14 protein-coding genes are annotated in these 15,640 nt (G+C 70.2%); 9 read left to right on the top strand and 5 right to left on the bottom strand.

Translation table 11 applies throughout. From position 1 onward, the window contains the following. The first annotated feature begins 11 nt into the window (after nt 1-11). The 3 genes from HDA41_RS27570 (at nt 12) to HDA41_RS27580 (ending at nt 2,766) form a co-directional block, all read left to right on the top strand. Nucleotides 12-350: a DUF3817 domain-containing protein gene (locus HDA41_RS27570; protein WP_020276088.1), complete on the top strand. Its 339-nt coding sequence runs from the start codon at nt 12-14 to the stop codon at nt 348-350. 75 nt (nt 351-425) lie between these two features. Further along, the gene (gene icmA, locus HDA41_RS27575) at nt 426-2,126 is read left to right on the top strand and encodes a coenzyme B12-dependent isobutyryl-CoA mutase large subunit (RefSeq protein WP_184988258.1); all 1,701 of its coding nucleotides are present in this window, start codon (nt 426-428) and stop codon (nt 2,124-2,126) included. A 265-nt stretch (nt 2,127-2,391) separates the two neighbouring features. Further along, nucleotides 2,392-2,766 (top strand): hypothetical protein, encoded by a 375-nt coding sequence (locus tag HDA41_RS27580; RefSeq protein WP_184988261.1) that lies wholly within the window; start codon nt 2,392-2,394, stop codon nt 2,764-2,766. Nucleotides 2,767-2,808: 42 nt separating this feature from the next. On the opposite strand, the gene HDA41_RS27585 is transcribed toward HDA41_RS27580, so the two are convergent. After that, nucleotides 2,809-3,444 carry a TetR/AcrR family transcriptional regulator gene (locus HDA41_RS27585; protein WP_184988264.1) on the bottom strand — a complete coding sequence of 212 codons (636 nt, stop codon included), beginning with the start codon at nt 3,442-3,444 and terminating at the stop codon, nt 2,809-2,811. Between the two features lie 234 nt (nt 3,445-3,678). Between HDA41_RS27585 and HDA41_RS27590 the strand changes: the two genes are divergently transcribed. From HDA41_RS27590 to HDA41_RS27605, 4 genes are all read left to right on the top strand, one after another. Beyond that, nucleotides 3,679-4,653 (top strand): tetratricopeptide repeat protein, encoded by a 975-nt coding sequence (locus HDA41_RS27590; protein WP_184988267.1) that lies wholly within the window; start codon nt 3,679-3,681, stop codon nt 4,651-4,653. A 621-nt stretch (nt 4,654-5,274) separates the two neighbouring features. Further along, nucleotides 5,275-5,907 (top strand): DUF6230 family protein, encoded by a 633-nt coding sequence (locus HDA41_RS27595; protein ID WP_184988269.1) that lies wholly within the window; start codon nt 5,275-5,277, stop codon nt 5,905-5,907. A 118-nt stretch (nt 5,908-6,025) separates the two neighbouring features. Then, nucleotides 6,026-6,589: a DUF6114 domain-containing protein gene (locus tag HDA41_RS27600; protein ID WP_184988272.1), complete on the top strand. Its 564-nt coding sequence runs from the start codon at nt 6,026-6,028 to the stop codon at nt 6,587-6,589. Beyond that, nucleotides 6,579-7,937 carry a hypothetical protein gene (locus HDA41_RS27605; protein ID WP_184988275.1) on the top strand — a complete coding sequence of 453 codons (1,359 nt, stop codon included), beginning with the start codon at nt 6,579-6,581 and terminating at the stop codon, nt 7,935-7,937. Before HDA41_RS27600 ends, HDA41_RS27605 begins: the two co-directional genes overlap by 11 nt. A gap of 104 nt (nt 7,938-8,041) precedes the next feature. Here the strand turns inward: HDA41_RS27605 and pyk are convergent, their stop codons facing one another. The 3 genes from pyk to pta all read right to left on the bottom strand — a co-directional run bounded on the left by pyk (nt 8,042) and on the right by pta (nt 12,857). Continuing rightward, the gene (gene pyk, locus HDA41_RS27610; RefSeq protein WP_184988278.1) at nt 8,042-9,469 is read right to left on the bottom strand and encodes a pyruvate kinase; all 1,428 of its coding nucleotides are present in this window, start codon (nt 9,467-9,469) and stop codon (nt 8,042-8,044) included. A gap of 74 nt (nt 9,470-9,543) precedes the next feature. Further along, on the bottom strand, nt 9,544-10,758 hold the full coding sequence (locus tag HDA41_RS27615) for an acetate kinase (RefSeq protein WP_184988281.1): 1,215 nt from the start codon (nt 10,756-10,758) through the stop codon (nt 9,544-9,546). After that, nucleotides 10,755-12,857: a phosphate acetyltransferase gene (gene pta, locus HDA41_RS27620; protein ID WP_184988283.1), complete on the bottom strand. Its 2,103-nt coding sequence runs from the start codon at nt 12,855-12,857 to the stop codon at nt 10,755-10,757. Before pta ends, HDA41_RS27615 begins: the two co-directional genes overlap by 4 nt. Before the next feature lie 220 nt (nt 12,858-13,077). Here pta and HDA41_RS27625 point away from each other — a divergent pair, with 220 nt between their 5' ends. After that, on the top strand, nt 13,078-14,103 hold the full coding sequence (locus tag HDA41_RS27625) for an ATP-dependent 6-phosphofructokinase (protein WP_184988285.1): 1,026 nt from the start codon (nt 13,078-13,080) through the stop codon (nt 14,101-14,103). A 46-nt stretch (nt 14,104-14,149) separates the two neighbouring features. On the opposite strand, the gene HDA41_RS27630 is transcribed toward HDA41_RS27625, so the two are convergent. Beyond that, entirely contained in the window at nt 14,150-14,887 is a 738-nt protein-coding gene (locus HDA41_RS27630; protein WP_230299439.1) for a helix-turn-helix domain-containing protein, read from the bottom strand. A gap of 139 nt (nt 14,888-15,026) precedes the next feature. Between HDA41_RS27630 and HDA41_RS27635 the strand changes: the two genes are divergently transcribed. Beyond that, nucleotides 15,027-15,524: a PPOX class F420-dependent oxidoreductase gene (locus HDA41_RS27635; RefSeq protein ID WP_184988288.1), complete on the top strand. Its 498-nt coding sequence runs from the start codon at nt 15,027-15,029 to the stop codon at nt 15,522-15,524. Nucleotides 15,525-15,640 lie beyond the last annotated feature (116 nt).

Below are 15,640 nucleotides of genomic sequence, written 5' to 3' on the forward strand. Positions count from 1 at the left end.
CGCTCGACCGCATGAAAAAGAGCGTGCTGACCCGCTATCGCGTGATGGCCTACGTCACCGGCGTACTGCTGGTCCTGCTGACCTTCGGCATGATCGGCAAGTACGTGCTCGACCTGAACGGCGCGGCCGACTTCACGCGCGTCGTCAGCATCGCGCACGGCTGGCTCTACGTCGTGTACCTGATCTTCGCCTTCGACCTGGGCTCCAAGGCGAAGTGGCCGGTGGGCAAGCAGATCTGGGTGCTGCTCGCCGGGACCATCCCGACGGCCGCCTTCTTCGTGGAGCGCAAGATCAGCCACGAGCTCGAGGCCAGGGTCGCGGAGGACTCGCCCGCGACCGCCAAGGCGTAACCGCACCGCCGTACGGAGGAACGTACGGCGGTCTGCCGTCGACATTTACTTGGACGTCCTAGTAAATTCGATGGTATGGACGCTGACGCCATCGAGGAAGGCCGCCGCCGCTGGCAGGCCCGGTACGACGCCGCGCGCAAGCGCGAGGCCGACTTCACGACGCTCTCCGGCGATCCCGTGGAGCCGGTGTACGGGCCCCGGCCCGGCGACAGGTACGAGGGGTTCGAGCGGATCGGCTGGCCCGGGGAGTACCCCTTCACCCGCGGCCTGTACGCGACCGGCTACCGGGGGCGTACGTGGACGATCCGGCAGTTTGCCGGGTTCGGCAACGCCGAGCAGACCAACGAGCGCTACAAGACGATCCTCCGCAACGGCGGAGGCGGGCTCTCGGTCGCCTTCGACATGCCGACGCTCATGGGCCGCGACTCCGACGACCCGCGCTCGCTGGGCGAGGTAGGGCACTGCGGGGTCGCGATCGACTCGGCGGCCGACATGGAGGTCCTGTTCCAGGACATCCCGCTGGGTGACGTGACGACGTCCATGACCATCAGCGGACCGGCCGTGCCCGTCTTCTGCATGTACCTGGTCGCCGCCGAACGGCAGGGCGTCGACCCGTCCGTGCTGAACGGCACGCTCCAGACGGACATCTTCAAGGAGTACATCGCCCAGAAGGAGTGGCTCTTCCAGCCCGAGCCGCACCTGCGGCTCATCGGCGACCTGATGGAGCACTGCGCGGCCGGCATCCCCGCGTACAAGCCGCTGTCGGTTTCCGGCTACCACATCCGCGAGGCCGGGGCGACGGCCGCGCAGGAGCTGGCGTACACGCTGGCGGACGGCTTCGGGTACGTGGAGCTGGGGCTGTCGCGCGGGCTGGACGTCGACGTCTTCGCCCCCGGCCTGTCCTTCTTCTTCGACGCCCACGTCGACTTCTTCGAGGAGATCGCGAAGTTCCGGGCGGCCCGGCGGATCTGGGCCCGCTGGATGCGGGACGTGTACGGCGCGACGTCGGAGAAGGCGCAGTGGCTGCGCTTCCACACGCAGACGGCGGGTGTCTCCCTCACCGCGCAGCAGCCGTACAACAACGTCGTACGGACGGCCGTGGAGGCGCTGGCGGCTGTGCTCGGCGGGACCAACTCGCTGCACACCAACGCCCTCGACGAGACCCTCGCGCTGCCGAGCGAGCAGGCGGCGGAGATCGCGCTGCGCACGCAGCAGGTGCTGATGGAGGAGACCGGCGTCGCCAACGTGGCCGACCCGCTGGGCGGTTCCTGGTACGTCGAGCAGCTGACGGACCGGATCGAGGCCGACGCCGAGAAGATCTTCGAGCAGATCAGGGAGCGGGGGCTGCGGGCGCACCCCGACGGACAGCACCCGATCGGGCCGATCACCTCCGGGATCCTGCGGGGCATCGAGGACGGCTGGTTCACCGGGGAGATCGCGGAGTCGGCCTTCCGGTACCAGCAGGCGCTGGAGAAGGGCGACAAGAAGGTCGTCGGGGTGAACGTCCACACCGGGTCGGTGACCGGGGATCTGGAGATCCTGCGGGTCAGCCACGAGGTGGAGCGGGAGCAGGTGCGGGTGCTCGTGGAGCGGAAGGCCGGGCGTGACGACGCGCGGGTCCGTGCGGCGCTCGACGGCATGATCGCCGCGGCGCGGTCGGACGCGAACATGATCGAGCCGATGCTGGAGGCGGTCCGGGCCGAGGCGACGCTCGGCGAGATCTGCGGAGTGCTGCGGGACGAGTGGGGCGTGTACACCGAGCCTGCGGGCTTCTGAGTACGTCCTCCGCCCTGTCAGCGGGGTTCAGCTCCTGCACCCGAGGAGCATGCTGGACGGGGGTTCGCCGTACGCGACGCCCGACGATCGTACGGGCCTGTACGACGACCTGGGCGTGCCGCTGAACACGTTCTTCATGACTGTCGGCGGCCCTTCAACTCGTCGGGCTCCCCGGCCGGTTCAGCCGCCATACGCCCCCGCGAGCAGACCATCGTGCGGCACCATACCCATCAGTGCACGTTTCGCGAACGACTGGAGGACCTCCGTGGAGCCCATCACGGCAGGACTGCTCGTGGCTCTCGCCTCAGGGACGGCGGGTGCGGCCGGCGAACAGATCTGGGCGTCCCTGCGCGACCTGGTCACCCGAAGGGGGGCCCGTTCCGGCGAAGAGGAGCCGGCGGTGCCCGCCGAGCCCCCGCGCACCGAGGAGCGGGCCGGGCAGCTCGCCGAGCTGCTCAACGAACGCGCCCGGCAGGACCCCGATTTCGCCGCCGCGCTGGAGATGTGGCGGCGGCGGGCGGACACGGAGGTCGCGTCACGGTCCGGGGACGTGCGGAACGAGATCACCGGCGGCACTCAGGGCACGGTGATCCAGGGCCGGGACTTCCACGGCGACTTCACCATCGGAGGCGGTTCCTGAGCGGGCCGCACGCCGGCGCGGCGGGTGGCGGACGGGCACGGCTCAGCCGGAGGCCGTGTGCGCGGCCTGCCCCGTCAGTCCCCGCAGCAGCACCAGGGTGAAGCCGCGTACCCACTCCTCGTCCACCGGCTGCCCGCTCACCAGCGTGCGGTGGACCACCGCCCCCGCCACCATGTCGAAGATCAGGTCTGCCGTGCGGGACGCTGTGGCGGGGTCCGGTTCGGTCGGCAGTTCGCCTCGCGCCTGGGCCCGGGATCTGCCCTCCAGGACCAGACGCTTCTGGCGGTCGACCACCGACTCGCGGATGCGTTCGCGCAGGGCGTCGTCGCGGGTGGCCTCCGCCACCACTGCCATCAGGCCGCTTCTCGCCTCCGGGCGGGCCAGGATCGTGGCGAACCGCAGGACGACGCCCTGGATGTCGGCGGCCAGTGAGCCGCTGTCCGGGAGTTCCAGCTCGTCGAAGAGTTCCGCGACCGCGTCGACGACCAGTTCGTTCTTGCCCGCCCAGCGGCGGTACAGCGTCGTCTTCGCAACCCCGGCGCGTGTCGCGACGTCTCCCAGGGTGAGCTTGGACCAGCCCAGTTCGACCAGCGCAGCTCGCGTCGCGGCCAGGATCGCGGCGTCCGCAGTGGCGCTGCGCGGGCGCCCGGTGCGGCTGGCAGGGCTGCGGCTGTGCATGTCCTGACCATAAACCGGCGTTTCCCGTGCGGCCGTGAGGGAGATCACCGGGGGGCGGTGTTCCAGCGGGTCGGTGTGGCATTACGCTACGGCTCGTAGCGAAAGCCCGTGAGGGACGTACACGGGCTTCGGCGACACGGCGTGGGGTGGGGACCCGGCGCCGAGGGGCACTCGACCGGCCCGGCTTTCACACCGTTTTTCACACGCGCGCGCAGTACGGGGGAGGATAGGCGCATGCAGCCACGGAACATGTCCATGAGCGGAGTCGTCGACCTCGCCGCGGTGAAGGCGGCCCAGGAGGCCAAGACGAAGGCGGAGCAGGCGCGTGCGCAAGCCGCCCGGGAGGGCGGCGCGGGGGCGATCTCTCCGGCCGATCTCGTCATCGACGTCGACGAGGCGGGGTTCGAGAGGGACGTCCTCCAGCGGTCCGCCGAGGTGCCCGTCGTCATCGACTTCTGGGCCGAGTGGTGTCAGCCCTGCAAGCAGCTGAGCCCGGTCCTGGAGCGGCTGGCCGTCGAGTACAACGGCCGCTTCCTGCTCGCCAAGATCGACGTCGACGCCAACCAGATGCTGATGCAGCAGTTCGGCATCCAGGGGATCCCCGCGGTGTTCGCTGTCGTCGCGGGGCAGGCACTGCCGCTCTTCCAGGGGGCCGCGGGCGAGGCGCAGATCCGGCAGACCCTGGACCAGCTGGTGCAGGTCGCCGAGCAGCGCTTCGGCCTGACCGGCCTCGTCGTCGACCCCGAAGCCGATCCGGGCGGTGCCCAGGCGGCTCCCGAGCGGCCGGCCGGTCCGTACGACGCGCTCCTCGAAGCCGCCGTGCAGGCGCTGGACTCGGGTGACCTGAGCGGTGCCGTCCAGGCCTACAAGAACGTGCTGAGCGAGGACCCGGGCAACGAGGAGGCCACACTGGGCCTCGCGCAGGCCGAGTTGCTCCAGCGCGTGCAGGGTGTCGACCCGCAGCAGGTGCGCAGGGACGCGGCCGAGAAGCCGGCCGACGTGCAGGCGCAGATCGCCGCCGCCGACCTGGATCTGGTGGGCGGCCATGTGGAGGACGCCTTCGGCCGGCTCATCGAGACCGTGGGGCGTACGGTGGGTGACGACCGGGACACCGTGCGGATGCGGCTGCTGGAGCTGTTCGAGGTGGTCGGACCCGAGGATCCGCGCGTGATCGCGGCCCGCAGGGCTCTGGCCCGGGCCCTGTTCTGACCAGTCGCTAAACATGCGGGCCTGTGATGCCCGCGTGAAAATTCGCCAACAGAGCGTCACGGCGGCCGCGCTTTGCCAAATCTTGGCAATCGCGGCCGCTGTTACTGCAAGTAAGCCATGGGCGCTGATCTGTCGGTTTCTGTCCAGCGATCAACAGCTTTGTGCCGGCGTTCGACACCACCCTGTGTCGTCGTCCGAGACCGGGGGGTCGTTGTTCGGTTATCCGGCCGTTACTAGCGAGTAACGAACCCCCTTGTGCGGGCGGCGAGAATGCACCACGATCGGCCACGCTCGGTCCATTCCCGTACCCCGGCAGCCGGTTGGGTCGCGGGACATCCTGGGTCCCCACCGAGCAGAGCCGGCGGCAGTGGCGCCGGCTCTTGGACAGGGGGGTCTTCGTCTTTCCGGCGAAGCCTGTCCAGCAGGGTTGTGCGTGATGCGTGTCAGGCGCGACCAGTGGTTGTCGCTCGGGGGTGATCGCCGGTGATTCGGGCGCGTGTTGCGCCGCCGAGTGCAGGCGCTCTCCTTCCCGAGGACGTAGCACTTCTCCCATCCCTGCCCGGCTGAACCGCGACTCGGGGCGAGCCAGGACAGGAGATGTACGTCCGAGAAGGAGGAAATATGGAGTCCCAGGTGCGTGGCGGGACCAGATGGAAGCGGTTCGCTGTGGTGATGGTGCCCAGCGTCGCCGCCACGGCTGCGATAGGTGTCGCCCTCGCGCAGGGCGCTCTCGCCGCGTCGTTCAGTGTCTCCGGGCAGTCGTTCAAGGTCACGACCGACCAACTCGTCGGTGAGGGCTTCTCGCAGTACGGCGCCCTCGACGAGGGTTACACGATGGACGGCAAGAAGGCCGTCCACCCGGTCGCGGTCTCGTCGTTCAGGACGGCGACGATCAAGAACCTGTGCCAGTCGGTCGTCACCCCGAACATTCCGGTGCTCGGGAACGTCAGCCTGATTCTGCGGGCCGGCCAGGGTGCGAAGCCGGTCGAGGCGCAGAACCTCTACATCGATGTCGCCGACCTCAGCGCCGACGCGACGTTCGAGAACATCGACATCGGTGTGGCCGCCAAGGACGCCAACAAGGGTCCGGCCATGAGGAAGGGCGAGACGTCGAACCCGTACGGCTTCGCCCAGCAGGCGGACCGGGCGATCCTGACCGACGTGAAGCAGACGGCGTGGGCGACCACCGCCGGAACCTTCAAGCTCAGCGGCCTGAAGATGTCGCTGTCGACGGGTGTCAAGGAGTGCTACTAAGCACTCGATGACGGGCGGGGGAGCCGGTGGCGCCCCCGCCCGTCCACCTTCCGGTCGCGCCGTCACGCGCGGCCCACATCACCACCACAGCAAAGCCGTACCAGGGAGCTGTTTTTCCATGAGCGCCGAGACTCCTGCCGCAGACGGCCAGTTCACTCTCCGGAGGCAGCAGTTCCGCGCCTGGCGGGGTACGCGGCCGTTCTGGGCCGGGCTGTTCGTACTGCTCAGCGGACTGCCCATCGCCTACTTCCCGTACGCGAACCTCCGGATCGGTCACCTGACGCTGGCGATGGCGACCACCGCGGGTGCCGGGTCCCTGATCATCGGTGTGCTGCTCGTCGTGCTGGGCGTCAGCCTCTGGTTCCAGAAGCACGTCCGCGTCTTCGCGGGAGTCGCGGCGATCCTGCTGGCGCTCGTGTCCATCCCCGTGTCCAACCTCGGCGGGTTCCTCATCGGTTTCCTCCTCGCCCTCGTGGGCGGGGCGATGGCCGTGGCCTGGGCGCCGGGCGCACCGCCCGCACAGCAGCCCCCGGGCGAGCCCGCGAAGGGTACCGGCGGGGCCCCCGAGGCCTCCGACCACGACACCACGGTGCTCCGGCCCGTGGATCCGGTGGGCGAGCCGAACGATCTGTCAGGAACGAGCCCGGCGAACGGGGCGAACGGGAGGCACAGTGCCGGCTGACGAGGTGACCCACGGGGCTGATGTGGAGGCGTCCCGTGTGAGAACCGGGCCGCGCCACGCGGCACCCAAGAAGCCGCTGTTCACCAGGTTCAACAGGCCTGCGGGCAAGGCGATAGCCATGGCGGCGATGCCGACGGCTGTCCTCATGGGCATGGGCTTCACATCGACACTCGCCATCGCCGACAGCGACAACCCGGCGACGCCGACGTCGAAGAGCCTGACGGCCGACGAGTACAAGGAGTGCGTGGCGGCCCTGGAGGACGCCAAGGACTCCAGCGACTCCAAGGGCGACGACTCCGCCTCGCCCACGCCGTCCCCCTCGGGGACCGACGGCGCGCAGGACGAGGGCGACAAGGGCGAGACGGCCCCCACCCCGTCCCCCTCGGCCACCGAGGGCGGCACGGGCGCGGACGAGGGCGATCCCTCTTCGCCGGATTCAGGTGCCGGCGACAAGGGCGAGCCCGAGCCGGCCCCGTCCACGAGCACGCCGAGCGGCGGCGACTCGGCCGCCACACCGTCCCCGTCGCCGTCCGAGAGCGGCGGCAACCTGCTGGAGGACATCGGCGACGCCATCGGCGGCATCTTCGACGGCGGGAACAAGGCCGGCGCGAGCCCGAGCCCGAGCCCCACCCCGTCCGACTCGGCCTCCCAGAGCGCCGGGAAGCCGGCCGAGGACGCCACCGATGCTGTGAAGGACACCACCGAGAAGGTCGCCGGCACGGTCGACGACACCGTCAAGGACACCACCGACAAGGCGTCCAAGGCGGTCGAGGACACCGGCAAGGCGGTCGAGAAGGCGGCGGAGGCGGCGAAGGCGGCCGAGGAGGCCACGGCCTCGCCCAGCCCGTCCCCGAGTTCCACCACGGATCCCGAGGACTGCCCGGCCGCCACCGACGCCGAGGGCGGCGTCGACAACAAGGTGCCGCTGCCCGACGACCCGTGGTTCCTCAACGCCAGCTCGCTGACGCTGAAGGGCGCCGACTACCAGGGCGTCGTCGAGGTGCGGACCGCCAACGGCACCGTCAAGAAGGTCCTGAAGTACGTCATCTCCGGCGGCACCGACATCGGTGACCTCCACCAGACGGTCAAGGACAAGCAGTCCGGCAAGACCTACCACGTGCAGGCGGCCAAGGGCTCGACGTCCACGATCCGCGACGGCGACACGGTGATGTACACGGAGAGCATCTCCGGCAACCTGCTCGGACTGATCCCGATCACGTTCGACCCGGAGCACCCGCCGCCGCTGAACATCCCGCTGATCTACTTCACCAACGTGAAGGTCCAGCAGGCCGGCCAGTTCGGCGGGACCCTGCACGTGCCCGGGCTGCACAACTTCGTCACCGACTGAACGCCTCTCCAGGCCCGTTCGGGAGCCGCACACGCCGAGGGCGCCCCCTGTTGACCCAGGGGGCGCCCTCGGCGCCGTACACGGGCCCTCAGGCCCGTTTCCGATCAGCTCTTGGCGCCGCCCAGGTGGTGGACGCGCACCATGTTGGTGGTGCCGGGGACGCCGGGGGGCGAGCCGGCCGTGATGACCACGATGTCGCCCTCGTTGAAGCGGTTCAGCTTCACCATCTCCTGGTCCACCAGGTCGACCATCTCGTCCGTGCTGTTCACGAACGGCACGACGTGCGGCTCCACGCCCCAGCTGAGCGTGAGCTGGTTGCGGGTGGACTCGTCCGTGGTGAACGCGATGATCGGCTGGACCGCGCGGTAGCGGCACAGCCGGCGCGCGGTGTCGCCGGACTGGGTGAAGGCGACCAGGCCCCGGCCGCCGAGGAAGTCGGCGATCTCGCACGCGGCCCGGGCCACCGAACCGCCCTGCGTCCGCGGCTTCTTGCCCGGGACGAGGGGCTGGAGGCCCTTGGACATCAGCTCCTGCTCGGCCGCGGTGACGATCTTCGACATCGTCTTGACGGTCTCGATCGGGTAGGCGCCCACGCTCGACTCGGCGGACAGCATGACCGCGTCGGCGCCGTCCAGGATCGCGTTGGCCACGTCGGAGGCCTCGGCGCGGGTCGGACGGGAGTTGGTGATCATCGACTCCATCATCTGGGTCGCCACGATCACCGGCTTGGCGTTGCGCCGGCACAGCTCGATCAGGCGCTTCTGCACCATGGGGACCTTCTCGAGCGGGTACTCGACGGCGAGGTCACCACGGGCGACCATCACGCCGTCGAACGCCATCACGACGTCCTCCATGTTCTCCACCGCCTGCGGCTTCTCCACCTTGGCGATGACCGGGACGCGGCGGCCCTCCTCGTCCATCACGCGGTGCACGTCCTGGACGTCCTTGGCGTCGCGGACGAAGGACAGCGCGACCAGGTCGCAGCCCATGCGGAGGGCGAAGCGGAGGTCCTCGACGTCCTTCTCGCTCAGCGCGGGCACGTTGACGGCCGCGCCGGGCAGGTTGATGCCCTTGTGGTCGGAGATGACGCCGCCCTCGATGACGATCGTCTTCACCCGGTGGCCCTCGACCTCGGTGACCTTCAGCTCGACGTTGCCGTCGTTGATGAGGACCTGGTCGCCCTTGGTCACGTCACCGGGCAGGCCCTTGTAGGTCGTCCCGCAGATCGTCTTGTCGCCCGGGACGTCCTCGGTGGTGATGGTGAACTCGTCACCGCGGACCAGCTCCACGGGACCCTCGGCGAAGGTCTCCAGGCGGATCTTGGGGCCCTGGAGGTCGGCGAGGACCCCGATGGCCCGGCCGGTCTCCTTGGCGGCGGCACGGACCCGGTCGTACCGGCCCTGGTGCTCGGCGTGCGTGCCGTGGCTGAAGTTGAAGCGGGCCACGTTCATGCCGGCCTCGATCAGCGCGACAAGCTGCTCGTGGGAGTCGACCGCGGGGCCGAGAGTACAGACGATTTTCGAACGGCGCATGGGGGCGATCCTATCGGTTTGTTTCGCAACGGAATATTCCGTCTGGCGGAAAATACAAAAGGGCGGGTTGCCGCTCAGGTGTGATTCCCCGAACCAATTACCAGCGCGTAGGTCTGTGTCGCGATCTCCAATTCCTCGTCAGTAGGCACCACCGCCACCGCGACCCGGGCGCCCTCGGGCGAGATCAGCCGTCCCTCGTCACCGCGTACGGCGTTGCGCTCGCCGTCCACCGCCAGGCCCAGCTCCTCCAGGCCCGCCAGGGCGGCCTCCCGCACGAACGCGGCGTTCTCGCCGACGCCGGCGGTGAAGGCCACCGCGTCCACCCGTCCGAGTACGGCGTAATAGGCGCCGATGTACTTCTTCAGGCGGTGAATGTAGATGTCGAACGCCAGAGCCGCCTGCTCGTCGCCCGCCTCGACGCGGCGGTGGATCTCCCTCATGTCGTTGTCGCCGCACAGTCCGATCAGACCGCTCTTCTTGTTGAGAAGAGTGTCGATCTCGTCGGCGGACATTCCACCAACACGCATCAAATGGAAGATGACGGCCGGGTCCATGTCTCCCGAGCGCGTACCCATCACGAGCCCCTCCAAAGGCGTCAGTCCCATGGAGGTGTCCACACAACGACCGCCCCTGACGGCCGAGGCGGACGCCCCGTTGCCCAGGTGCAGCACGATGACGTTGACATCCTCCGGTGCCTTGCCGAGCAGCTCGGCGGTCGCACGGGAGACGTACGCGTGCGAGGTGCCGTGGAAGCCGTAGCGCCGGATGCGGTGCTCGTCGGCCGTCTTCACGTCGATCGCGTAGCGGGCGGCCGACTCCGGCATCGTCGTGTGGAAGGCGGTGTCGAAGACGGCGACCTGCGGCAGGTCCGGGCGCAGCGCCCGGGCCGTGCGGATGCCGGTGAGGTTGGCCGGGTTGTGCAGCGGGGCGACCGGGATGAGCCGCTCGATCTCGGCGAGCACGGCCTCGTCGATCACGGTCGGCTCGGTGAAGGACTTGCCCCCGTGCACCACCCGGTGCCCGATCGCGGCCAGTTCGGGCGAGTCCAGGCCGAGGCCGTCCTTGGCGAGTTCCTCGGCCACGGCCTTCAGGGCGGCGTCGTGGTCGGCGATCGCGCCGCCGCGCTCCCGGCTCTCGCCGCCGGCCGGGGTGTGCTTCAGGCGGGAGGTCTGCTCGCCGATGCGCTCGACCAGACCCATCGCCAGCCGGCTGTCGTCACGCATGTCGAGCAGCTGGTACTTCACCGACGAGGAGCCGGAGTTGAGGACGAGGACACGGGTGGGACTCACTGGGCGGTCGCCTTCTCGCTCGGGGACGGGGCGGGGGACTGGGCCTGGATCGCCGTGATGGCGACCGTGTTGACGATGTCCTGGACGAGGGCGCCCCGGGACAGGTCGTTGACCGGCTTGCGCAGGCCCTGGAGCACCGGGCCGACGGCGATCGCGCCGGCCGAGCGCTGCACGGCCTTGTAGGTGTTGTTGCCGGTGTTCAGGTCGGGGAAGATCAGCACGCTCGCCTGTCCGGCGACCTCGGAGCCGGGCAGCTTGGTCGCCGCGACCGACGGCTCCACGGCGGCGTCGTACTGGATCGGGCCCTCGATCCTCAGGTCGGGCCGGCGGGTGCGGACGAGCTCGGTGGCCTCGCGCACCTTGTCGACGTCGGCGCCGGAGCCGGACGTACCCGTGGAGTACGACAGCATGGCGATCCGCGGCTCCACGCCGAACTGGCCGGCCGTGCTCGCCGACTGGATGGCGATGTCGGCGAGCTGCTCGGCGTTCGGGTCCGGGTTGACCGCGCAGTCGCCGTAGACGAGAACCTTGTCGGCCAGGCACATGAAGAACACCGACGAGACGATGTCGGCGTCCGGCTTGGTCTTGATGATCTCGAAGGCCGGGCGGATGGTCGCGGCCGTGGAGTGCGCCGAGCCGGACACCATGCCGTCGGCGAGGCCCTCCTGCACCATCAGCGTGCCGAAGTAGTTCACGTCGGAGACGACGTCGTACGCCAGCTCCACGGTGACGCCCCGGTGGGCGCGCAGGGCCGCGTACTTCTCGGCGAAGGCGTCGCGCAGGTCGGAGGTGGCCGGGTCGATCAGCTGGGACTCGCCGAGGTCGATGCCGAGGTCGGCGGCCTTCTTGCGGATGACGTCGACCGGGCCGAGCAGGGTCAGCTCGCACACGCCCCGGCGCAGCAGCACCTCCGCGGCGTGCAGCACGCGCTCCTCGGTGCCCTCGGGCAGCACCACGCGGCGCAGATCGGAGCGGGCCTGCTCCAGCAGCTTGTGCTCGAACATCATCGGCGTGACGCGGTCGCTGCTCGGGGCGGAGACACGGCGCGCGAGGTCGGCGGTGTCGGCGTACCGCTCGAACAGGCCGAGCGCCCGCTCCGCCTTGCGCGGGGTGGCCGCGTTGAGCTTGCCCTCCAGGGAGAACAGCTGCTCGGCGGTGGGGAAGCTGGTGCCCGTCACCGACAGCACCGGGGTGCCGGGGGCGAGGCGGTCGGCGAGGGTGAGGATGTCGTCCCCGGGCACCTCGTCCAGCGTGAGCAGCACGCCCGCTATCGGCGGGGTGCCGGCGCTGTGCGCGGCGAGCGCGCCGACGACCAGGTCGGCCCGGTCGCCCGGGGTGACGACGAGGCAGCCCGGGGTCAGGGCGCCCAGGAAGTTCGGCAGCATCGCGCCGCCGAAGACGAAGCCGAGCACGTCCCGGGCCAGCCCCGAGTCGTCGCCCAGCACCACCTTGGCGCCGAGGGCGTGGCCGATCTGCGAGACCGTCGGGGCGGACAGCGCGGGCTCGTCGGGCAGGACGTAACACGGCACGGGAAGCCGGGAGTCGAGCTGGCCGGCGATCTCGTCGCGGTCCTCGCGGGCCACCCGGTTGGTGACCATGGCCAGGACGTCGCAGCCCAGCGTGTCGTAGGCCCGGTAGGCGTTGCGCGTCTCGGCGAGCACCGACTCGACGGTCTGCTTGCGGCCGCCCACGACCGGGATCACGGACGCGCCGAACTCGTTCGCCAGCCGGGCGTTGAGCGCCAGTTCGTCCGGGAGCTGGGTGCCGGCGTAGTCGGTGCCGAGGACCAGGACCACGTCGAAGTCGCGGGCGACCAGGTGGAAGCGGTCGACGAGCGTGGACACCAGCTCGTCCGTGCCGGCCTCGGCCTGGAGGGCGGACGCCTCCTGGTAGTCCATGCCGTAGACGGTCGCCGGGTCCTGGGTGAGCCGGTAGCGGGCGCGCAGCAGCTCGAAGAGGCGGTCGGGGCCGTCATGGACGAGGGGCCGGAAGACACCCACCCGGTCGACCTGCCGGGTGAGGAGCTCCATGACCCCCAGTTCGACGACCTGGCGGCCGTCGCCGCGGTCGATGCCGGTCACGTACACGCTGCGGGTCACGCGCGCTCTCCGTTTCGTCTCGAATGGGGGTACACATCAAGCCAATGACTGTCCAGCCAGGGGCACAAAAATCGCCCACCGAGGTGAGCAGAACCCTCTTGACAATACCTCCGCCGATGGATAAGGCGCCCGTCAGCCCAGGGTGCCGCACCGGGCTGTGGAGCGTGAAACAATCGGCAGAGGCTCACCGGTATCAACAGCGAGCAGGAGACACAGCACGATGCGTATCGGAGTTCTCACCGCAGGCGGCGACTGCCCCGGCCTGAACGCCGTGATCCGGTCGGTCGTGCACCGGGCGGTCGACAACTACGGCGACGAGGTCATCGGCTTCGAGGACGGCTACGCGGGCCTGCTGGACGGCCGCTACCGCGGCCTCGACCTCAACGCGGTCAGCGGCATCCTCGCCCGCGGCGGCACGATCCTGGGGTCGTCCCGGCTGGAGCGCGACCGGCTCCGGGAGGCCTGCGAGAACGCCTCCGACATGATCCACGAGTTCGGCATCGACGCGCTGATCCCGATCGGCGGCGAGGGCACGCTGACGGCGGCCCGCATGCTGTCCGACGCCGGTCTGCCGGTCGTGGGCGTCCCCAAGACGATCGACAACGACATCTCGTCCACGGACCGCACCTTCGGCTTCGACACGGCGGTCGGCGTCGCCACCGAGGCGATGGACCGTCTGAAGACCACCGCCGAGTCCCACCAGCGGGTGATGGTGGTGGAGGTCATGGGGCGCCACGCCGGCTGGATCGCGCTGGAGTCCGGCATGGCGGCCGGCGCGCACGGGATCTGTCTGCCGGAGCGTCCGTTCGACCCGTCCGATCTCGTGAAGATGGTCGAGGAGCGCTTCGCCCGCGGCAAGAAGTTCGCGGTCGTCTGCGTCGCCGAGGGCGCCCACCCCGCCGACGGCACCATGGACTACGGCAAGGGCGCCATAGACAAGTTCGGCCACGAGCGCTTCCAGGGCATCGGCACGGCACTCGCCCACGAGCTGGAACGCCGGCTCGGCAAGGAGGCCAAGCCGGTCATTCTCGGCCACGTCCAGCGCGGCGGCTCACCGACCGCGTACGACCGGGTGCTCGCCACGCGCTTCGGCTGGCACGCGGTGGAGGCGGCGCACCGGGGGGAGTTCGGCAGGATGACCGCGCTGCGCGGGACGGACATCGTGATGGTGCCGCTCGCGGAGGCCGTGACCGAGCTGAAGACCGTGTCGAAGGACCGGATGGACGAGGCCGAGTCGGTTTTCTAGGGCGGGCGGTGTTCTGGAGCGGGCGGGTCTTCCGGAGCGGGCGGGCCTAGACCGGGCTCTCCTGGATCCTCGTCCAGAAGTGCTCGACGATCCGGTCGAGGAAGTCGCGGGCGGCGTCGCCGGCGTCGCTGCTGCCGCCGCCCCAGCTCAGCGTGGCGGCCATGTGCCCCTGGTAGTCCTGGTGCAGGCCCTGGAGGGCGTCCTGCAGGAACTGCCGGTCCAGGGGCACGACCTTGGCCACCGGGCGTATGTAGGCCTGCCAGCGGGTGGTGACGGCGTTGCGCAGCAGTTCGCCGAGCTTGGCGTCGCGGCCGGTGACGGTGACGAAGTCGGGCAGGCGGAGGCCGAGCAGATCGGCGAGGGCGGCGGACTGACGGTCGGTGCCGCGCCAGGTGTCGGTCTCCTCCATGCGCAGATAGGCGTGGAGTTCGTGCCCCACGGCACGGGCCACGTCCTCGGGGGCGAAGCCGCGGGCGGTGCGGTGCTCTCGCAGCGTGCGGGGTCTGCCGATGAGTTCGCCGGGCGAGCACCACAGCACCCCCGCGAGCGCGGTGAGTTCGGAGCCGGAAGGGGACGCGGCCTCGCGTTCCCAGGCCATGACGTGGTCCGGGGTGATGTGGGGGTGCCCGTAGGAGACGCGCATGCCGTGGGCGACGTGCTCGGGTGTCATACCGAGGCCCGCGCGCAGGCGGCGGGCGGCGGGGGCGTTGAAGGGCGGGGGCGTCGGGGTGGCGGGCAGAGGGTGGGGTGTGGGCTGGCTCGGGCGGGCTGAAGGTCGGCGCACGGGCCACAAGCTAGGGGTGCGGGGCTGTGGTGACTACGGTCTGTTCGGCCAGGATCACGGATTGTAGGAAGCTACGGCTACCGGCGGGTTCGACCGGGGCCGAAGATCGTCTGTCGGCCGGGGCGGAGGTGCGGCGAGGATGACGCCGGGCCCGGTGATCGCGGGCCCGGAAAGGGTGGTCGGTCAGGTGAACGGCAAGCTCAACGGGCATATTCGCGAGCGTCTTCTCGCGACGAACTTCTGGCACCTCGCGACGGTGGGTGCGGACGGGGCGCCCCAGGTGTCGCCCATGTGGGCGGACATCGAAGGGGAGTACGTCATGGTCAACACCTCCATCGGGCGGGTGAAGGAGGAGAATCTGCGGCGCAATCCGTACGTTTCGCTCTCCCATCACGACCCTGAGAACCCGTACGACCGGGCGGAGATCCGGGGGAAGGTCGTCCGGTTCGTGGAGGGCGAGGAGGCGGAGCGGGCGATGGACCGGCTCGCGCGGAAGTACCTCGGGGAGGACCGCTATCCGTGGCTGCTGCCCGGGGAGCGCCGGGTGATGCTGCTGATCGAGCCGACGCGGGTGCGGAGGCTGGAGGGTGTGGAGCCGTTCCGGGCCGGGGTCCTGCCGGACGGGGCGGCCGGCTGAGTGGGGGCGCGCGCCGCGTGCGCCCACCGGGTGCGGTGGGGCGGGGCCGCGCGGGGTGGTCCGCCCTCGGAACGGCGCGATGGGGTCGGACGCCGGCTGACTGTCCGTTGACGCGC

Origin of the sequence: Streptomyces caelestis, from assembly GCF_014205255.1 — a bacterium.
In the GTDB taxonomy this organism is placed as follows: Bacteria; Actinomycetota; Actinomycetes; order Streptomycetales; family Streptomycetaceae; genus Streptomyces; species Streptomyces caelestis.